The organism is Neisseria sp. P0001.S005 (assembly GCF_051963715.1).
This window is the reverse complement of record NZ_JBQCTZ010000062.1, coordinates 1-18,425: the sequence shown is the minus strand read 5'-3', so window position 1 is coordinate 18,425 and position 18,425 is coordinate 1. Positions and strand designations below refer to the sequence as shown.

Genomic DNA, 18,425 nt, shown 5'->3' with positions numbered 1-18,425 from the left:
GTAATGATCAATCAACATTTCACCGGCAGGATTGCCACTTGAATCAAAGTCCGGCCATGTGTGTAAGGTTTCTGACAGCCGCCAGCGTTTTCCAGACTCAATCAGCCAGGCAAACCCTTGTTGCGTGTTATAAAGCAGATATTCCGTCCAGTATTCGGACTGATTTTGGTTATAGGACGATATCTCGGCAAATCTTACAGCCCCGATAATCAGATATTCTGTATCGTTCAGACGGCCTTTCGTACCTATGGAAAGTGTAAACAGGTTTTCTTGTTCTTTTCTTTGGGCATTTGCCTCCATCAACGCAACAGTATCTTTTGTCGTGCTCAAACTGCTGCCGCAAGACTGACACAAAAGGAAAGAAGTAACACCCCTTGGCCAATGGACAGGAGCGCCGCAATGCGGGCAGTTTTCAGAAAGAATCTCTCCTTTCAGACGGCCTGCACTTTCACGGATTTCATCATCACTGCGCTTATTTTCCAGCTTCAAACTGTCCAAACTGACTATGCGTCCGAAGTAGGAGTCCATTGGAAAAGTCGAATAATCCAAGGTCAAAAACAAATTGCCGCGTCGCCAGTCGCAAACCTCGCCTGTCGCTTGATTCCCAGATAGGTTGAACGGCAACTCGCCTTGCGCATCAGTATTACGGTAATGTATGGTACGGACATCTGACGCAATAAAGGTTTGTCCATTAAAGATCAACGAACTGGAGCCGGCTTTCACCGACTTAAAATTTTTCGGCCCCCGTCTCCTCTTCTGGGCAAGCAAACAAGTCATGGCATATAAATCGCCAACCTCGGAAAGCCAGCCGGTCTGCCCGTCATCAAACAAGACATACCATTCATTCCATGCGCCGACATCGTAATGCACCTGCAATCGCCCAATCAGCGTAAATTTCCGATCATCAAAAACGCCTCTCGTTCCAATCTGCAACGGACTAAAATCCTCCAGCAACGCAGAATCACGCCCTGAATTGGCAACAAAATATCCGCTCCTCCCCTTACCGCTTCTAGCAACCAGCATACTGTGACAATGGCCACACACCAGCGTCACGGCAGTAGCGGAATACGCCTCCACAGGCGCACCACAGCTTGGGCAATCGGTTTTAAAAAAAGGCGTTTTTTCCATATAACGTCAATATTTCAGTTAAATCAGCGCAAGGTTTAAGGCCGTCTGAAAACGGATTGAATATGCTTTCAGACGGCCTAACAGATTTTATTGTTCAGCCGATGGTTGTATATCGTCCAGTGTACCTTCGCCACGTTGTGCAACCGTCCAAACAGCCCTTTCTGCCACCAACTCCCTGCACAAGATTTCCTTCACTTTTTCCAATTTCATACCGCCGCAGATAAATGCGTCTATAGCGGCGAAGCGGTGTTCCGGCCAAGTGTGGATACTGATATGAGACTCGGCAAGTAGTAAAACGCCGGTTACGCCGCCTGCGCCGCCGAAGGTGTGGAAGTGTTCGGTCAATATGGTGGCTTCTGCGGCCTGTGCAGCAGCCATCAAAGCGGTTTTCAGACGGCCTTCATCTTTTAAGATGGCTTCATCGCAGCTATATAAGTCCAATAGGCCATGATTACCGGGCATGTGGGTCATTTATGGCCTCCGGAATAACCGCTGCCGCCGTAATAGCCGCCGGAGTGCATACGCGAGCCGTCGGAGTCGGAAGAGCCGTAGCTGATAATCATGGAGATGACGATGATGATGGTGCTGAAAATGATGTAAGTGATTCTCGACATGTTAATCCTCGTCCTCGTCTTTTTTGCCCATGGTCCACAACAACCAGCATCCTACAAAGATGACGGAAAGTGCAGCAGAGCTGTCTCCGGTCAGAAGTGCAGGGAGATTAACGACAACCAAGATAGCGGTCATTATGATTCTTAATGATTTATCAATGCCGTCCGCCGCCATGTTTGCAGTGTAATGCGGAGCTTGGCCGGTCAGATTAAATGCATCTGCAATTTCCCGATAAGCAATTGGTGTACTTCTACTCCATGCCATTTCGTGATTGTTCAATTCGGCACAAAGTTTGCGGTTTTGTCCGTCGCGGTAGTCGCTGTAATAGTTCAAATCGCCGCTTCGGATGCGCCAGTAGAACGCACCGGCAGCGACTTCGACCCTGCCGCCGTAGTCGTAAAGTTTGCCGCAGCCTTGCGGTTGGCGGTTGCGGTCGAGGCGCGGCCATGTGTTTTGGGTTTGGGAAAGGTTCCAGCCGTCATCGGATTCGACCAGCCACAGAAACCCCTGCGTCGGGTTGTAAAGCAGATACTCCGACCATTGACCTTCGGGCGTGAGCGTGCGGTTGAGGCCGCTGAACAGGTTTTCAAATGTTTCCTGCGCGTCTGTTTCGGCGTATCTGACCGCGCCCATAACGTAAAATTCGCGTTTTTTCAGACGGCCTTGTCTGCCGACGGGCAGGGTAAACAGGCTTTGCTGCGCCGTGCGCATGGCGTTGGCGGTAATGAGTTCGGCTTTGTCTTTGCCGATTGCCAATTCGCTGCCGCAGCTTGGGCAGTTGAGATGGGCGGTGAGGCCGTTGACCCAGTGGACGGACGAGCCGCAGTTGGGACAGTTTTCTGAGGAAATACTGCCTTTCAGACGGCCTGCGCTTTCTCTAATTTCATCTTCGTGGCGCGTGTTTTCCAGCTTCAAATCATCTAGGTTTACCATCCGCCCGAAGAAGGCTTCGGGTGTTTCGCTGCTGTAATCTAGCGTGATGAAAAGGTTTTCGCAACGCCAGTCGGAAACCCGATTTTCTGTATCCTCTTTCAAAACAAACGGCAATTCGCCCTGCGCGGCAGCGCGTTTCAAGCTGATTTTGCGGACATCGGAGGCAATATAGTGCTTATCTTGAAAAGTCAGCTCGCTAAATCCGGCTCGCGTGTCTTCAAATTTCGGCGGATTATCGATTTCGACCGGCATGGTCATCACATACAAATCGCCCGCCTCAGAAAGCCAACCGGCTCTGCCGTCGTCAAACAGCGCATACCATTCATTCCACGCACCATCGTCGTATTGCACCTGAAGCCGTCCAACCAAGGTAAAGCGTTGAGCGACAAATGTGCCGCTGGTTCCGATTTGCAGCGGACTAAAATCTTCCAGCAATGCGGAATCGCGGCCGGAGTCGACAACGCCGTTATCTTGCCGCACCAGCATGCTGTTGCAATAGCCGCACACCAGCGTCACGGCAGAAGCAGAATGCGCTTCGACAGGTGCGCCGCAGCTTGGGCAGTCGGTTTTGAAGAAAGGAGTTTGAGACATGGGTTTGCTTTTTCAGAATGGGTTGGAATGTTTCAGACGGCCTTAGCGTTTATATCAACTGGTTTTATCAATGATTTCAGATTAGAAACAAACCAAATTGCCGAACAGACTCAATCAAATGATTCAAAAGGCCGTCTGAAACCTTTTCACAGAAGCAGCTCAACGCTTCTTTGAATGATATTTTTCAGACGGCCTTCAATTGATTAACCAATCAGCTGCTTCAACACTTCAGCCTTGGCCTTATCAAAATCTTCTTGCGAAATCAAACCGCCATCCAGCAAAGACTTGAGTTTCACCAATTTAGCCTGCGGATCTTCGGCAGCCGGCTGAGCATTTTGCTGAGCCTGTTGCGTATTCGGCTGCATCATGCCCGCCATGGCACCCGCCATCGCCTGACCAATACCGGCACCTACGCCCAAACCTGCACCGATTCCAGCAAGTCCGCCTTCATTTTGTGCCGCAAGCGGGATGGATTCGGCGGTTTGATATTGGGTATAGCGTCCCAAATCGCCGATAACGCCCATCGAAATTTTCTTATCCAACGCAGCCTGAATAGACGCGGGCAAGGTAATGCTTTCAACAGTGAAGTTTTCCAGCGCCAAACCCAGCTTGGCAAATTCCGCTCCGAGCAATTCGCCGATTTTTTGCGACAGCAAAACTTGGTTCGCCGCCATATCCAAGAATGGGATACCGGATCTGCCAAACGCCGCCGCCAATTGGGTGACTGCAATATTGCGCAACTGGTTTTCCAAATCTACACCGCTGTATTGCGCCGCCACGCCGCTGACTTCTTTGAAGAATTTTGCCGGATCGCTGATACGGTAAGAATACATACCGAACGAACGCAGTTGCACCGCGCCAAACTCGGCATCACGCACGGTAACTGGTTGAGACGTACCCCATTTTCGTGCGAGCTGTTGTTTGGTATTGAAAAAGTAAACATCCGATTTAAACGGGGATTCAAAAAGCTTGTCCCAGTTTTTCAAGTTGGTCAGCACTGGCAGCGTTTGCGTATTAAGCGTATAACGCCCCGGCCCGAACACATCGGCGGTCACGCCTTCATCGACAAACATCGCCATCTGCGCCTCACGCACAGTCAGGCTTGCACCGTTTTGGATCTCCTCATCGGCAATCGGAAAACGCCACATCAGCAGGCTGTCATCGGGATTCGGCCATTGAATAACGTCGATAAACTGTTTCTTGATAAAGTTGAACATCGCAGTTCCTTATTTGAAGAAGAAGGGATAACTTATGGGCAGTCAGGTCAATTTGCCTGATCGGTTATATCGCTTATTTTATACAAATAGAATGTCATATGATATAAACATTCAAAATGTCTTTATGCATGGTAATAGAGTGGGTTGCTCTATCTATTTTTAGTGTTAAACCCACTAGCCGACCCAGAAACATTAACATATCATTAAAATTCATGCAGACTCTGTTTTACACTATTTTTCTGCTTTTACCTGCGCTATATCATAAAAAAGACAAATACAGGTAGAAAATCATTAAACACCATACCAAGCGTTCACTACACCTGTTAATATTTACCAAATCCTAGAAATTCATCATGCTGTATTGTCAAATTATCACATTGGCTTTCATAAAGTAAAAGGAATTTATATGAAAAATTCTGCTCATTTCTGTTTTGCAGTGTTAGCACTCTCTGCTGCCGTAAGTACACAGGCTGCCCGCCCTGTTGAATTTACCGTTGGTAGCGAATATTACAACGAGACCTATCGCGAATACGAAAAAGATGGTAGTCGCTTAATGCAGCAAAAAGGCAACTTATGGTCTATTAATGCCGGCGTAAAATACCGTTTCAACGATCGCCATGCGGCAAAATTAGAAGGCCGTTATTCGCGCGGTAAAACAGATTACACGGGAAGCGTACAATATATAACTGAGGATTATATCGACGATTCAGCAAGTTATGGCTCAGCCACACTCAAAAATGCACCACGCCGCGCATACGATATCCGTGCCTTATACGAATATACACTCCCGATTAACGATCGCTTTAGCATTACTGCCGGAGCCGGCTTGGGACACCGCGTTCTGAGAGACTTAAGTAGCCGCATTGATCCAAATGATTATGACCGCAAAAACCGAACCACATATGCGCAAATCAATACCGGAGTAAATATCGCCCTTCCTGCAAACTTTGAGATATCTCCCCGCATTGCCTACAATCGTGCCGTGAAAGGCCGCCAATATTCTTACGAACCCGACCAGGTAGAAACCCGAATGAAACAAGGCGGCGGACAAGGTATTGAGGTTGAAGTGCCTATATCTAAAAAATTCGCGAACGGCTCCAAAATCAGCCTCGCTCCATTCTATCGCGGCTGGAAAGTTAAAGAATCGAACCTTACCGTTACGGAAGAGTATGACTCATATGGATTGGGATCTATAGAACCTAAAAACCACACCCACGAAGCGGGCGTAAGATTGCAATACTCTTTCTAATTTGATGAACTTAAGTAGTTAAAATGTTTCAGACGGCCTTGTATATAACAGGCCGTCTGAATTTTTTGATACTTTCCAAATCTCGGCACTACGCCAATACCATCAGACATAAGACATTATCAGTCAAAAAATCTACCGATAATTTCTCCAGGCAGGAGTAAGGATCAGCACATCTTTTGCTATCCAACCGACCATCAACATCAAGTCAAACAAGCAGCGTTCAAAATGCCAATCGAAATGGACACTGCGCCAAACAACGCGCCGACGGCAACATTGTTGCCAATGAGTTCTGCGGTAGCGCCTTTAATCATCATTGTTGCTGCGAAATAGACAAAAATCTGAATTACGGCTGCGGCAAGGGCCCACAGGATAAAATCGATGAAGCTGACACTGTGGGCAATACTTGAAGCCAGTGTCAGACAAAAACCGACCAACGCGCCGCCAAATGATAAGGCGCAGGCAAGGTTGCCGTTTTTAATCAGGCGCAATTCTTCAACGGGTGTAATCCTCAGATATACGGCAGCAAAAACAACGGTCATGGCGATACCTGCCAACATGTATTGCAGGTAGAGCAGATATTGGGACAGAGAAATACTCACGATAAGATTCCTTGGTTTGCAATAAAGTGATTATGCCATATTTTGAAGATAAACCCTTCGGAAAATATGGCATTTTTAGAAGCGCTTCAGGCCGTCTGAAACGGTCTGTTTTTTAATTCATGTTTTATTGTGATAATTGTTGACGATTTTTGTATGTTTATGTAACTATTGCGCACTGCCATTTAATTAGAGTAAAGAGGAGAATTATGAGCATACTCGCCGCCATCCGCCCTAAAGAGCCTTTGCGTCATCTGCGCTGGTTTGACATGCTGATTGTTACCGCCATCCTGTTCGGTCAATTTGCCTACCGTTCTACACAACTTTATATTGCCAGCCTGATGCCGCAAGTAGAAACAGCCGCCGTTGCCGAAGAAGTGCGCGATACTGCGGTAACCGGAGTGGCTTATTCTGAAAACATGAGCCTGCAGTTGACGCTGCTTGCTATTGCTCTGATTTACCTCGTTATCCGCCGTTTCGACTTCAAACAGTTGCCGATTCGCTTTAATTTAGGCGTATTGTTTTGGACGCCTGTGATTTTTATCCTGATGGGCTTAACCGCCGATGCGGTGACTTCATTAAGCGGCGGCTACAATTACTTTACCACTGAAATCTTCCAATACATCAAACCATTATCCATCTTCGACAAATTCGCCGCCCTTGCGCCGATGGCCATCCTCTACGGCCTTTTAAACGGCTTTTACGAAGAATTTTGTTTCCTCGGCCTTTTGACCTGCGTGGAAGACAAATACAAATGGCAGGCATTGGCCTATTCGACCTTAGTGCGCGTCTCCTTCCATACTTACCAAGGCATGCTTTGGGCGACCGTTATCGGCGTTGTTTTTGGCTTGATGTACTACTTCTTCTACAAATACAAAGTCAAAAACCTGCTGCCGTTTTTCCTGATTCACGCCTTGGCAGATATCTTCGGCTCCGGCTTCATCTATTTGATTTGCGCTTAATGGCAACGGTTGGATGAATAAACAAGGCCGTCTGAAACATTATTTTTCAGACGGCCTTTTATCATCTATCGGTTTACTTAATCAAAGTAATTGCCACATCCGCATCTTCGGTTGCAACTGCCTCAATCACTGCATCGCCGCCAAACCGCAACACCGAGCCTGCGCCGACAGTATGTTTTTCAGTCTGATTCAGCGTCACTTCAAAGCTTCCTTTTCCAACGGCAAAAATCAGCGTTTTAAAACCCGGATGATCGTGCGGCTTAATTTTCTCCCCTTTCTTCATGTCTTTCTTAACGACCATGTAATTTTCGCCGCTGAAAATCTTACCGTTTTCGGAAGAAACCTCCCCCAAAGGCGCGGCAGAAACGGCAACGGAAAACAAAGCAGACAGCAATACAGCAGAAATATTAGATACTTTCATGGCAAGCCTTTCTTAAAATAGGGCTTCCATTCTATAAAAACCCACCTCATTACTCAATAATAATTCTTATTTTCTAATAAAAAGGCCGTCTGAAACCCAACGATATTTTTCAGACGGCCTGATTGACCTGTATAATATTTTCTTATTAATAAAATCGCTTTACATACCCATCAAATGGAAACCATCAGAAAAGATCCGCTCGGCTCGGCATGGATGGTTATCGCCACGCTCGGCTTTACCGTCATGAACCTCTCCGTCAAAGCCGCCTCTACACATTTCGGTTTTTCCAGCGGCGAGCTGGTCTTTTGGCGCATGCTGGTCTCCACCCTGTTCTTAGGCATCATGGCCAAAGTGCAAGGCAACACATTTTCCACGCCGCATTGGAAAACCCATCTCAACCGCAGCGTCATCGGCACGCTTGCCATGATGTGCACGCTTTATTCCGTCATACATCTGCCGCTGGCAACAGGCGTCACGCTCAACTACACCTCCTCCATCTGGCTTGCCATCTTTTCATTTTTCATTTTAAAAGAACGAATTACGCTTTATACCCAAGCCATTTTGGTTATGGGCTTTATCGGCGTTATCCTGTTGCTCAATCCATCTTTTCAAGGCGGACAGGAATTTGCCGCACTGGTCAGTTTGGCAGGCGGCGCCATGTCAGGCTGGGCGTATTTGCAAGTGCGCGAACTCTCGCTTTTGGGCGAACCGGGCTGGCGCGTGGTGTTTTATCTGTCGCTTACCGGTCTGATTATGTCTGCCATTTGGAGCTGCTTTACCGGCTGGCATCCGCTGACCGTGTCTTCCCTACCCTATCTGGCCGGCATCGGCATCTCCGCCATGATTGCCCAACTGGCCATGACCCGCGCCTACAAGGTCGGCAAGAAATTTACCGTTGCCTCGCTTTCCTACCTGACCGTCGTTTTCTCCGCCCTGTCCGGCGTACTGCTTTTCGGCGATAAAATCACTTGGCAGGAAGCTGTCGGCATGGTTATCATTGTTGCAGGCGGTGTGTTCAGCAGTTTTACTCCGGCCTCAATCAAAAAATTTCTGATGAAGCAATAATTTAACAAGGAGAACACCATGATTTCCATCCGCGAACAATCTTACGGCTTAAACGTAGCGCTGTACAACGAGTTCACTTTGGACGATTTCCGCCAATTGGAAGAAGCCTTGTTGGCCGCGAAACAAAAAGTCCATCTGCCCGACATCCTGTTGGACTTATCCATGCTGAAAGACTTCACCATCGATATGGCGGTTGAGCAAATCAAATTCCTCAACCAACACGAAACCGACTTTGGCCGCGTTGCCGTCATTACCGACGACATCTGGATCAAACTCGGCGCGCGCCTTTCCAGCCTCTTGACCAACCAACATCCCAAATATTTCAGCGACGCCACCGAAGCGCAGGCTTGGTTGTTGGCAAGCAATTTGAAATAAAGATAAGGCCGTCTGAACGCATTACCTGAGCAAATTCAAAACCGCTTAGTCTCAAAATCAACGATATCACAATATTTTTCAAAGCATCAAAAAGGCCGTCTGAAACCTTGCAACCTGCAAAGTTTCAGACGGCCTTTCATCGTTTTTATTCAAAAACTTACATCACATCCAACACATCAATGCCCAACAATTCCAAGCCTTGTTTCAGTGTGTCGCCGGTCAGCTTCGCCAGTTGCAGACGGCTGTTACGGGTTGCGCCTTCTGATTTCAGGATTGGGCAGGCTTCGTAGAAGCGGCTGAACAAGGTAGCGATTTGATAGAGGTAGGCGGCGAGGTAGTGCGGATACGCAGTATCTGCCACGCTTTGCAGTACGTCTTCAAATTTCAGCAGCTCAGCGGCCAGTTGTTTTTCCAAAGGTTCGGTCAAAACGGTTGGCGCATTTGCGTCCCATTCGCCTGCTTTGCGGAACACGCTTTGCACGCGTGTGTAGGCGTATTGCAGGTAGGGGGCGGTGTTGCCTTCAAATGAGAGCATAGCGTCCCAGTCGAACACATAATCGCTGGTGCGGTTTTTGCTCAAGTCGGCGTATTTGACCGCGCCGATGCCGACGGTTTTACCGATTTTACCTGCTTCGTCTGCACCCAATTCAGGATTTTTCTCTTTCACCAAAGCAGTGGCGCGCTCGACGGCTTCAGTCAGCAAATCAACCAGTTTTACAGTATCGCCGCTACGCGTTTTGAATGGTTTTCCATCTTTACCCATCATCGTACCGAAGCCGATAAACTCAGCTTTTACATCTTCCGGCAGATAGCCTGCTTTGCGGGAAGTAGTGAAGAGTTGTTCGAAGTGCAGGGCTTGTCGGTGGTCGACGACGTACAGCAAGCGGTCGGCATGAAGCGTGCCGACACGGTAGCGCAAACATGCCAAGTCGGTGGAAGCATAAAGGAAGCCACCTCCTTGTTTTTGCACGATAAATGCGGCAGGTTCGCCCTCTTTGTTTTTGAACTCGTCCAAGAACACGACTTTCGCGCCGTCGTCTTCGACTGCCAAACCTTTTTCGACCAAATCATCGACCACAGGCTGCAAATCGTCGTTGTATTTCGATTCGCCTGCTACATCTTCAGGGCGCAGTTTCAAGCCTAGCGTGTCATAAACGGCTTGGGCGTGCGAGAGTGAAATATCGACAAACTGTTTCCACAACGCCAATACGGTCTCATCGCCGCCTTGCAACTTCACAACGTATTCGCGTGCGGTGTCGGCAAAGGCAGGATCTTCGTCAAAACGTACTTTGGCGGCGCGGTAAAACTGCTCCAAGTCCGCCAACTCAAACGCGGCATTGTCTTTTTGCTGATCGACCAAATAAGCGACCAACATGCCAAACTGCGTACCCCAGTCGCCGACATGGTTTTGACGAACGACAGTGTTGCCCATAAATTCCAACACGCGAGAAATGCTGTCGCCGATGATGCTGGAACGCAGATGGCCGACGTGCATTTCTTTGGCCAAATTAGGCGAAGAATAGTCGATAACGACGGTTTGAGGTTTGTCGGTTTTCGCTACGCCGAAACGTGCGTCGTTCAAGGCCGTCTGAATGTTTTGGGCGAGAAATTCGGGACGCAGGCGCAGGTTGATAAAGCCCGGGCCGGCGACTTCCGCGCTTTCAATCACGGCGTTGTCGGCCAATGCTTCGGCGACCTTGTGCGCCAACTCACGCGGATTTTGTTTGGCTTTTTTCGCCGCCCCCATCACGCCGTTGATTTGGAAATCGCCGAAATCGGGATTTTTCGCCGCCTGCAATACGACGGGGCTGTCGGACAAACCGGCAGCGGCAAAGGCTGCTTGGGCTTCACGTTCGACGGTTTGGTATAAATTCATGTTGTCGGTCTCTATCAATTCAAATCAGGCGGTATTTTAAAAGAATTTCGGGCTTTAAAACAGGGCAAGCTGCAATACTTTTCCAGCGGCTTGTTATATGATTGCATTCTGATTCAACGATTTTGCTGTAAAGGCCGTCTGAAAGGAAAAGCCATGATCCCAAAAAATACGCTTTGTCTGATTGTCGATATTCAAGAACGCCTGCTGCCCGCCCTTTCCGGCGCGGACGAAATGTTGGAACGCTGCCGCCTGCTGATTCAAGGCTTGACGGCTTTGGACGTACCCTTTGCCGTAACCGAACAATATCCGAAAGGTTTGGGCAACACCGTATCCGCCGTATCGCTGCTGTTGCCAGAAGGTACGCCTGTTGTCGAGAAAACCCGATTTTCGGCGTTTTTACCCGAAATTCAGGAAATATTACGCAAAAACGACATTAAAAACGTTATTTTGGTGGGGGCGGAAGCGCATATCTGTATGCTTCAGACGGCCTTGGATTTGAAGGCGCAAGGTTACGCCGTATCCCTGCCTTTCGAATGCACCGCCTCGCGTACAACGGCCAACCGCGACAATGGTTTGGCGCAAATGAGCCGTCAGGGCATTACCGTTTCCAATGTCGAAAGTATTTTGTTCCAACTGCTCGGCGATGCCAAACATCCGGCCTTTAAGACTATCTCCAAACTGATTCAATAACAGGCCGTCTGAAATGCAATACACCATCCGCCCTGCCCTGCGCCAAGACTTGCCCGCCATCGTCGATATTTACAACAGCACCGTGGCCACGCGCCAATCTACGGCCGATTTATCGCCGACCACGGTTGCCGAACGCGAAATATGGTTTGCCGCACACACGGACAAACGCCCGATCTACGCCCTTTACGATGCCGACGGCACCGTATTGGCCTGGGGCAGTTTCAGCGACTACCATCCGCGCTACGCCTACCACATCAGTGCGGAAGTCAGCGTTTATGTCCGCCACGATATGCGCGGCGCAGGCGTGGGCAAAATCCTGTTGCGGCATATGCTCGAACGCGCACCTTCCTTAGGCATCCACAACGTCATCGCGCTTGTGTTCGGCCACAACTATCCGAGCCTGAACCTGTTTCACCGTTTCGGTTTTGAAGAATGGGGGCGGCTGCCGCAAGTCTGCGATTTGGACACCATGTTGGCAGACGTCGTGATTTTAGGTAAAAAGATTGTGGATTGATTACGACAAAGACCGTCTGAAAACTGAATTCAGACGGCCTTTTGACGGCAAAACCTTTATTGCGGTTTCTTCGCCAGCATGGTAACGAATTTAAACTGAATCGGATTGCCGAATTCGTCTTTCGCGTGCATCGAGCCCAGCTCTTCCTTGTATTCCACCAATTCCCAATCTTTATAGTATTCGCGCAACTCGCCCTCGCCAAACTTGAACGGGAACGGCATCGGGCAAGGGAAATCTTCCGTATCCATCGCAGAAACGATCAAGTTGTAGCCACCTGGGTTGGTGTGTTCCTTCATATTGGCAATCACGTCAGGAACGTAACGCGGCATCAGGAACATAAATACCACGGTCGCCACCATATAATCGAAGTTTTCCTGAATATTGGCGGCGTTGAGGTCGTATTCAAACGCGCGGACATTCAGTTCTTCGATACGCGCCAGCTCTTCCACATTTTGAACCGCGTTCGGATTATTATCGACAGCGGTAACGTCAAAACCTTTCAAACCCAAATACAGCGCGTTGCGGCCCTGACCGCAGCCCATATCCAAAACCTTGCCGACAGGCACGATGCCTTCGGCGGCGCGGACGGCCGAATGTGTCGCGCTCATGCCGTATTTCTTATTGAAATAGTCCGCCGCCTCGCAATAAAACGACAGTTGGATTTCCGTGTCTTGCGTTTGCGGCGCGATAAAGTGCCATGCTTGCGGATGGATAATCCAATCATCGCTTTCAGGCGTCAGCTCGTGCGTGGCCGTAACATTGCCCGCTTCGTCCACTTCATTGAAATTCAGACGGCCTTGGAGGACATTGAGGCAGCCCCAAGTACCGGCGGCGGTATTGTGTTTGGACAACAATGCTTCGGGAATCTCGTCCGCCGTCCACACCGGCATCTGTTTGTAACAAAACAATTCTTGCTGTTCGCTCATCATGTTTCCTTTCTATTTTGACGGTTTCAACACAGCTTCTGCCAAGGCTTTCTGAATGGCAATAAAATGCAGTCAATTTTTGAGATATTTTAAAACTCTTTAATAATTGACCGTCCTTCCAATCTAAAACTCTAAGCGCTGTATTAAGCCTTCTTCAGGTTCTTGGCTTCGGAAAATCAGCCATAACCTTAACACATCAACCATAATTCCACGAGTCAAAGTGAGATAAAGTGACTCCTCTCCTTGAGCAAAGAGAAAATAAAAATTCACTTGATTGTTCATCACCTCAACACCCCAAGAATTGGAAGAAATATCCGCTTCTTGAATCGTCTCATCTGTTAAGATTGACAATGAATGATCCAAAAAAGAGAAATAATTTGGACCACCCATTGGATCATTCAAATAACCGGTCAATGGATTTAATTGGTGATTTCCCTCTAAATGGCAAGCCGGAATAATTTGCCCTTTATGCTGAATATACGTAAAAATAAGTTTCATCTTTACTCCTGCTCAGCACTTGGAAAAGCAGTGACGACAGGATAGGTATAACCTTCTATACGCACACCTGAATTTGAAATGCCAACCCACATACCTTCAGCTTTACGAATAGGATCTAAATCATCTACTTGATTCATATAAGCAGAATTAATTTCAACTTTAATGCGATCTGCCGTCCACGTTTGAGGAAACATCAAGGTCTCCCCATTATTGTTAGTTTTAACAATATATTGATTAGTTTCACTATCAAAAGCGGAAATCTGTGCAAAATATACGCCATTTGGATAAGTGTATAATATCTGATCAACACGTATCTTACCTAAGGCGGAATGGCCACCGATCATGACTGTCATTTATAAGCATCCTCTGAGTCGATAATTTCTTGGTAGTTTGGGTCCTTAATCGATTTATTTAAAAAATCAATCCATCGCCTAATAATAAAAATAAACTCTATTTTAGGTAGTTTAATTTGATATTGTTTATTATCTGAATCATATAAAAAAAATATATAAACATCATCTCCTACTACATCTACGCCCCAAGAATTAGAAGATATATCCTCTTCTCTATTATTTATCAAAATATTCAGAATATTATTGAGAAATTCTTTATATTCACGTTTATCTCCCAAGTCATCATTCAAATAGGATATTAACGGCGTATAATCCCCCTTAAACTCTGAGTTACATGTTGGAATAAATTCTTTTTTTACTTCATTAAAATAATACTCAAATATAATTTTCATATTTTTTCCACTTAAAATCAAATAATTACATTACATTACATTATGAACATTTTTAGTTGCTTGTTCGTTGATGTAATGATCTTTTGGGAAATTAGAAATCCTTTCATTTAATCTTTTATTTCGACTTGCTCCTAAATTAGCTATATCTTCCGATTAATTAACCGCATTTATAATCTTGGATTTATAGCCTTATTAACTAACGCCAATCCTGCACCACTTAACGAGTGATAAGTGCAGGGTATTTTACACGCGCAAACCGTATTTGCCGATATTTCAGACGGCCTTATGTTATGATACCGCCTTATTCGACAAAGACATGCCCATGGATAAACCCGTTTACCTCTACACAGACGGCGCATGCAAAGGCAACCCCGGCGCAGGCGGCTGGGGTGTATTTATGCGCTACGGCTTACACGAAAAAGAATTGTTCGGCGGCGAAGCCGAAACCACCAACAACCGCATGGAGCTGACCGCCGTCATCGAAGGCCTGAAATCCTTAAAACGCCGCTGCCAAGTCGTCATCTGCACCGACTCGCAATACGTCAAAAACGGCATGGAAAGCTGGATACACGGTTGGAAAAAAAACGGTTGGAAAACCGCCGCCAAGAAACCGGTCAAAAACGATGATTTATGGAAAGAGCTAGATAGTCTGGTTCAACAACACGATGTCCGCTGGACGTGGGTAAAAGGCCATGCCGGACACCCAGAAAACGAAAAAGCCGACGAGCTTGCCAACCGCGGTGCAGCAAAATTTGCATAACACTGCGTCCATGACTGCACTCAAACATCTCAAGCCGTTGTTTTAAAGTGCCGAAGAATGTGCCGACTGAATCACGCCCTCCTATTTATTTTGGTGATTTACACCTGAACCGTGGCTTTTCGCATTCATATCTCTGAGTGCCATTTACCTCGTTCTAAAAATCCTGATGGCAATCACCCGATTCCTATTCAGACTGAGAAAGAAAAAACCATGACCTGCCCCATCTGCACTGCCGACAACGAAGATATTTTGCTGCAAACCCCAAACCTGCGCGTTATCGCCGTCCACAACGAAGCCGGCGCACCGGCATTCTGCCGCGTTATTTGGAATAACCATGTTTCCGAGATGACCGACCTTTCCCCTGCCGAACGCAACGAAATCATGGAAATGGTGTATCAAGTTGAAGCCGCAATGCGCCAAGTCTTCCGCCCGGCCAAAATCAATTTGGCCAGCCTCGGCAATGTTGTGCCCCATCTTCATTGGCACGTTATCGCCCGCTTTGAAAACGACGCCAACTTCCCCGCGCCGATTTGGGCCGCACCCGTCCGCGAACACGGCATGACCCTGCCCGAAAATTGGCCGGAACAAATCAAAAACTTAATCGCTTAAACTTTCAGACGGCCTGTAAGGTCCAACACGCCAAGCTTCAGGCCGTCTGAACATATAACGAAAGGAAAACCTCAATGACTTCCACCACGCGCCGCCATTTCCTGCGCACCTGCTCTGCCGCGGCAGGCGCAGGGTTGTTGCAAGCCTGCGGCACAGGCACGACCACCACGCCGCAAACCCAAACCACTTCCACCACCGCGAAAGCCAAAACCGTGCAACCTAAGCAATCCCATCCACCACGTTCCGGCGACAACCTCCTGCGCGTTGTTGCGCCGTCAGGCTTCGCTGAAGACCCCAACCGCGTGACCACCGGCCTGACCCGCCTCTACAACGCAGGCTTTACCGTGACCAACCAACAGGCAGGCAGCCGCCGTTACCAACGCTTTGCCGGTAGCGATTCCCAACGCGCCGCCGACTTTCAAGAAGTTGCCAGCGGCCGTATCGAAACGCCTAAAGTCTTGATGGGCCTGCGAGGCGGCTACGGCGCGGCACGCATCCTGCCGCAAATTGACTTTGCCTCACTCGGCGCCAGAATGCGCGAACGCGGCACATTATTCTTCGGTTTCAGCGACGTGTGCGCCGTCCAACTCGCCCTGTTGGCCAAAGGCAATATGATGAGCTTTGCAGGCCCGATGGTGTATAGCGAATTCGGCAAAGCAGACCCCAGCGTCTTTACCATGGATTCTTTCATCCGCGGCACGACCAACAACGTCAACATCGTTGATGTTCCGACCATCCAACGCGCCGATGTCAACGTCGAAGGCACATTGTGGGGCGGCAACCTCAGCGTTCTCGCCTCCCTTGCCGGTACGCCTTACATGCCCGATATTCAAGGCGGCATCCTTTTCATCGAAGACGTCAGCGAGCAACCCTACCGCATTGAGCGCATGCTCAATACGCTTTATCTGTCAGGTGTTTTGCAAAAACAACGCGCCATCATCTTCGGCGATTTCCGCATGGGCACCATCCGCGACGTGTACGACTCCAGCTACGATTTCTCCGCCGTCGTCAACCACATTTCACGTACCGCCAAGATTCCTGTGTTGACCGGTTTCCCATTCGGCCACATCACCAACAAAACCACTTTCCCGTTGGGCGCGCATGCCAAAGTCCGCAGTACTGGCAACGGCGGTTATTCCGTCACCTTCAGCGGCTACCCGACGCTGAACCCGTCCGCGCTGACGCTCAACAACCTGCAGCCGCCTCCTGTTCCGACTTACGACAGCACTATTTACCGCGACAGCATCACTGAAGAAGTCACCGAATAAGGCTTGTTCAAATCAAAAGGCCGTCTGAAACCCAGTTTCAGACGGCCTTTTGATCTTAAGTCTTAACCATAACGTCGTTGGAAATCTTTCATAAAGTCGGCCAACGCGTTCACACCTTCAAGCGGCATCGCATTGTAAATGCTGGCACGCATACCGCCGACGGTTTTATAACCCTTGAGCAGGCACAAGCCCTGTAACTCGGCTTCCAACACAAAGCGGCGGTCCAAGTCTTCGCTTGCGGTTTTGAAGACCACGTTCATTTTGGAGCGCGCATCAGGATGGATATCGTTAATGTAAAAACCGCCGCTGCCGTCTATCGTCTCATACAAGGTTTGTGCCTTTATTCGATTGACTGCTTCAATTTTTTTCACACCTCCCTGCGTTTGCAGCCAGCGGAACACCAAACCCGACATATAAATCGCATAGGTGGACGGCGTGTTGTACATACCGTCGCGGTTGATGTGCGAACGGTAGTTGAACACATCGGGAATATCGTTCGGACAACGCTCCAGTAAATCCTCGCGGATAATGACCACGGTCGCACCGGCAGGGCCGATATTTTTTTGCGCGCCGGCATAAATCAAGCCGTAATCGAATACATTAAACTCACGCGACAAAATCTCGCTCGACATATCGCACACCAACGGTGGCAGGCCGTCTGAAAGTTTGGGGACGTTTTGATACTGCAAGCCGTTTACGGTTTCATTAATCGCAAAATGAACAAACGCAGAATTCGGGTTGACATCCCAATCCTCAACCGCAGGCAGGTTTTTATAGGCATATTGCTCGCCGCCATGCGCGGCCAAACGGATTTCGGCATTGCTCAAACGGCTCATCTGTTCATAGGCAATACGACTCCAGTTGCCCGTTACCACCGCGTCGGCAGTCGCAAAACCGTGCGCCAAATTCATGGCCGCCATATTGAATTGCGTGGTCGCACCGCCCTGTAAAAACAGGATTTTATAATTGGACGGAATATTCAAAAGCTGGCGCAAGTCTTGTTCGGCATGATGCAGAATACTCAAAAACATATCCGAACGGTGGCTCATCGCCATCACGGGGAAGCCCGTACCGTTGTAGTCGAGCATTTCCTGTTGCGCGGTACGCAATACCGCTTCCGGCAATACGGCAGGACCGGCGGAAAAATTGTAAATCGGGTGTGCGGACATGGCGGCCTTCTTTCTTATTCGGTGGGTATGAAGAAATTGTAGAACCGCCTTGCACATTGTGCAAGCACGAAAAATCCGGAAATACAAGGCCGTCTGAAAACAAAGCAATACCAATTCTTTGTTTCACAAAATAATTTCAAAACTATCATATCAAAACTTGTCAACAATTTCCTTTTCAGACGGCCTCGACCCTACCCTTTACATTTAAGCAATCACTTCAA

General features: G+C 48.3%; 22 protein-coding genes. 9 read left to right on the top strand and 13 right to left on the bottom strand.

The window, feature by feature from the left end:
* The 5 genes from ACTHSP_RS09640 to ACTHSP_RS09620 form a co-directional block, all read right to left on the bottom strand.
* Nucleotides 1–1,128: DUF4178 domain-containing protein (locus ACTHSP_RS09640; protein ID WP_440346020.1), on the bottom strand; the 1,128-nt coding region annotated here is incomplete at its 3' end.
* 87 nt (nucleotides 1,129–1,215) lie between these two features.
* Nucleotides 1,216–1,599 (bottom strand): adenosylmethionine decarboxylase, encoded by a 384-nt coding sequence (gene speD / locus ACTHSP_RS09635; protein WP_128580797.1) that lies wholly within the window; start codon nucleotides 1,597–1,599, stop codon nucleotides 1,216–1,218.
* Nucleotides 1,596–1,742: a hypothetical protein gene (locus tag ACTHSP_RS09630; protein ID WP_162837292.1), complete on the bottom strand. Its 147-nt coding sequence runs from the start codon at nucleotides 1,740–1,742 to the stop codon at nucleotides 1,596–1,598. Before ACTHSP_RS09630 ends, speD begins: the two co-directional genes overlap by 4 nt.
* 1 nt (nucleotide 1,743) lies before the next feature.
* Nucleotides 1,744–3,264: a DUF4178 domain-containing protein gene (locus ACTHSP_RS09625; protein ID WP_440346019.1), complete on the bottom strand. Its 1,521-nt coding sequence runs from the start codon at nucleotides 3,262–3,264 to the stop codon at nucleotides 1,744–1,746.
* 203 nt (nucleotides 3,265–3,467) lie between these two features.
* On the bottom strand, nucleotides 3,468–4,481 hold the full coding sequence (locus ACTHSP_RS09620) for an SPFH domain-containing protein (RefSeq protein WP_070461359.1): 1,014 nt from the start codon (nucleotides 4,479–4,481) through the stop codon (nucleotides 3,468–3,470).
* A gap of 406 nt (nucleotides 4,482–4,887) precedes the next feature.
* Between ACTHSP_RS09620 and ACTHSP_RS09615 the strand changes: the two genes are divergently transcribed.
* Nucleotides 4,888–5,730, top strand: coding sequence for an outer membrane beta-barrel protein (locus ACTHSP_RS09615; RefSeq protein ID WP_314512288.1), 843 nt, complete (start codon nucleotides 4,888–4,890; stop codon nucleotides 5,728–5,730).
* A 200-nt stretch (nucleotides 5,731–5,930) separates the two neighbouring features.
* Here the strand turns inward: ACTHSP_RS09615 and ACTHSP_RS09610 are convergent, their stop codons facing one another.
* The gene (locus tag ACTHSP_RS09610; RefSeq protein WP_039861961.1) at nucleotides 5,931–6,329 is read right to left on the bottom strand and encodes a DUF350 domain-containing protein; all 399 of its coding nucleotides are present in this window, start codon (nucleotides 6,327–6,329) and stop codon (nucleotides 5,931–5,933) included.
* A gap of 206 nt (nucleotides 6,330–6,535) precedes the next feature.
* Here ACTHSP_RS09610 and ACTHSP_RS09605 point away from each other — a divergent pair, with 206 nt between their 5' ends.
* Nucleotides 6,536–7,288 (top strand): CPBP family glutamic-type intramembrane protease, encoded by a 753-nt coding sequence (locus tag ACTHSP_RS09605; RefSeq protein WP_254321592.1) that lies wholly within the window; start codon nucleotides 6,536–6,538, stop codon nucleotides 7,286–7,288.
* A 73-nt stretch (nucleotides 7,289–7,361) separates the two neighbouring features.
* On the opposite strand, the gene ACTHSP_RS09600 is transcribed toward ACTHSP_RS09605, so the two are convergent.
* Complete coding sequence (locus ACTHSP_RS09600) at nucleotides 7,362–7,709, bottom strand: hypothetical protein (RefSeq protein ID WP_314512286.1); 348 nt, start codon at nucleotides 7,707–7,709, stop codon at nucleotides 7,362–7,364.
* 174 nt (nucleotides 7,710–7,883) lie between these two features.
* On the opposite strand from ACTHSP_RS09600, the gene ACTHSP_RS09595 reads away from it, so the two are divergent.
* Both ACTHSP_RS09595 and ACTHSP_RS09590 read left to right on the top strand, forming a co-directional pair.
* Nucleotides 7,884–8,774: a DMT family transporter gene (locus ACTHSP_RS09595; protein ID WP_314512284.1), complete on the top strand. Its 891-nt coding sequence runs from the start codon at nucleotides 7,884–7,886 to the stop codon at nucleotides 8,772–8,774.
* A gap of 18 nt (nucleotides 8,775–8,792) precedes the next feature.
* Nucleotides 8,793–9,149, top strand: a complete 357-nt coding sequence (locus tag ACTHSP_RS09590; RefSeq protein WP_003686136.1) for an STAS/SEC14 domain-containing protein — start codon at nucleotides 8,793–8,795, stop codon at nucleotides 9,147–9,149.
* Between the two features lie 157 nt (nucleotides 9,150–9,306).
* Here the strand turns inward: ACTHSP_RS09590 and argS are convergent, their stop codons facing one another.
* Nucleotides 9,307–11,025, bottom strand: coding sequence for an arginine--tRNA ligase (gene argS, locus ACTHSP_RS09585; RefSeq protein ID WP_314512283.1), 1,719 nt, complete (start codon nucleotides 11,023–11,025; stop codon nucleotides 9,307–9,309).
* 153 nt (nucleotides 11,026–11,178) lie between these two features.
* Between argS and ACTHSP_RS09580 the strand changes: the two genes are divergently transcribed.
* Together ACTHSP_RS09580 and ACTHSP_RS09575 are read left to right on the top strand one after the other, a co-directional pair.
* On the top strand, nucleotides 11,179–11,715 hold the full coding sequence (locus ACTHSP_RS09580; protein ID WP_314512281.1) for an isochorismatase family protein: 537 nt from the start codon (nucleotides 11,179–11,181) through the stop codon (nucleotides 11,713–11,715).
* A gap of 13 nt (nucleotides 11,716–11,728) precedes the next feature.
* Nucleotides 11,729–12,229 (top strand): GNAT family N-acetyltransferase, encoded by a 501-nt coding sequence (locus tag ACTHSP_RS09575; protein ID WP_314512279.1) that lies wholly within the window; start codon nucleotides 11,729–11,731, stop codon nucleotides 12,227–12,229.
* A 56-nt stretch (nucleotides 12,230–12,285) separates the two neighbouring features.
* Here the strand turns inward: ACTHSP_RS09575 and tehB are convergent, their stop codons facing one another.
* The 4 genes from tehB to ACTHSP_RS09555 all read right to left on the bottom strand — a co-directional run bounded on the left by tehB (nucleotide 12,286) and on the right by ACTHSP_RS09555 (nucleotide 14,398).
* Nucleotides 12,286–13,155 (bottom strand): SAM-dependent methyltransferase TehB, encoded by an 870-nt coding sequence (tehB, locus tag ACTHSP_RS09570; RefSeq protein WP_314512277.1) that lies wholly within the window; start codon nucleotides 13,153–13,155, stop codon nucleotides 12,286–12,288.
* 123 nt (nucleotides 13,156–13,278) lie between these two features.
* Entirely contained in the window at nucleotides 13,279–13,653 is a 375-nt protein-coding gene (locus tag ACTHSP_RS09565; RefSeq protein WP_188209222.1) for a DUF5376 family protein, read from the bottom strand.
* 2 nt (nucleotides 13,654–13,655) lie between these two features.
* On the bottom strand, nucleotides 13,656–14,006 hold the full coding sequence (locus tag ACTHSP_RS09560) for an EndoU domain-containing protein (RefSeq protein ID WP_314512275.1): 351 nt from the start codon (nucleotides 14,004–14,006) through the stop codon (nucleotides 13,656–13,658).
* Entirely contained in the window at nucleotides 14,003–14,398 is a 396-nt protein-coding gene (locus ACTHSP_RS09555) for a DUF5376 family protein (protein ID WP_314512273.1), read from the bottom strand. The genes ACTHSP_RS09560 and ACTHSP_RS09555 overlap by 4 nt, the downstream gene beginning before the upstream one ends.
* Nucleotides 14,399–14,720: 322 nt before the next feature.
* Between ACTHSP_RS09555 and rnhA the strand changes: the two genes are divergently transcribed.
* The 3 genes from rnhA (at nucleotide 14,721) to ACTHSP_RS09540 (ending at nucleotide 17,035) form a co-directional block, all read left to right on the top strand.
* Nucleotides 14,721–15,158 (top strand): ribonuclease HI, encoded by a 438-nt coding sequence (gene rnhA, locus ACTHSP_RS09550; RefSeq protein WP_314512271.1) that lies wholly within the window; start codon nucleotides 14,721–14,723, stop codon nucleotides 15,156–15,158.
* 210 nt (nucleotides 15,159–15,368) lie between these two features.
* Nucleotides 15,369–15,767 carry an HIT family protein gene (locus ACTHSP_RS09545; RefSeq protein ID WP_004519320.1) on the top strand — a complete coding sequence of 133 codons (399 nt, stop codon included), beginning with the start codon at nucleotides 15,369–15,371 and terminating at the stop codon, nucleotides 15,765–15,767.
* A 74-nt stretch (nucleotides 15,768–15,841) separates the two neighbouring features.
* On the top strand, nucleotides 15,842–17,035 hold the full coding sequence (locus ACTHSP_RS09540; RefSeq protein WP_314512269.1) for an LD-carboxypeptidase: 1,194 nt from the start codon (nucleotides 15,842–15,844) through the stop codon (nucleotides 17,033–17,035).
* A 62-nt stretch (nucleotides 17,036–17,097) separates the two neighbouring features.
* Here ACTHSP_RS09540 and serC read toward each other — a convergent pair whose 3' ends face one another.
* Nucleotides 17,098–18,204 (bottom strand): phosphoserine transaminase, encoded by a 1,107-nt coding sequence (serC, locus tag ACTHSP_RS09535; protein ID WP_314512268.1) that lies wholly within the window; start codon nucleotides 18,202–18,204, stop codon nucleotides 17,098–17,100.
* Between the last annotated feature and the right edge of the window lie 221 nt (nucleotides 18,205–18,425).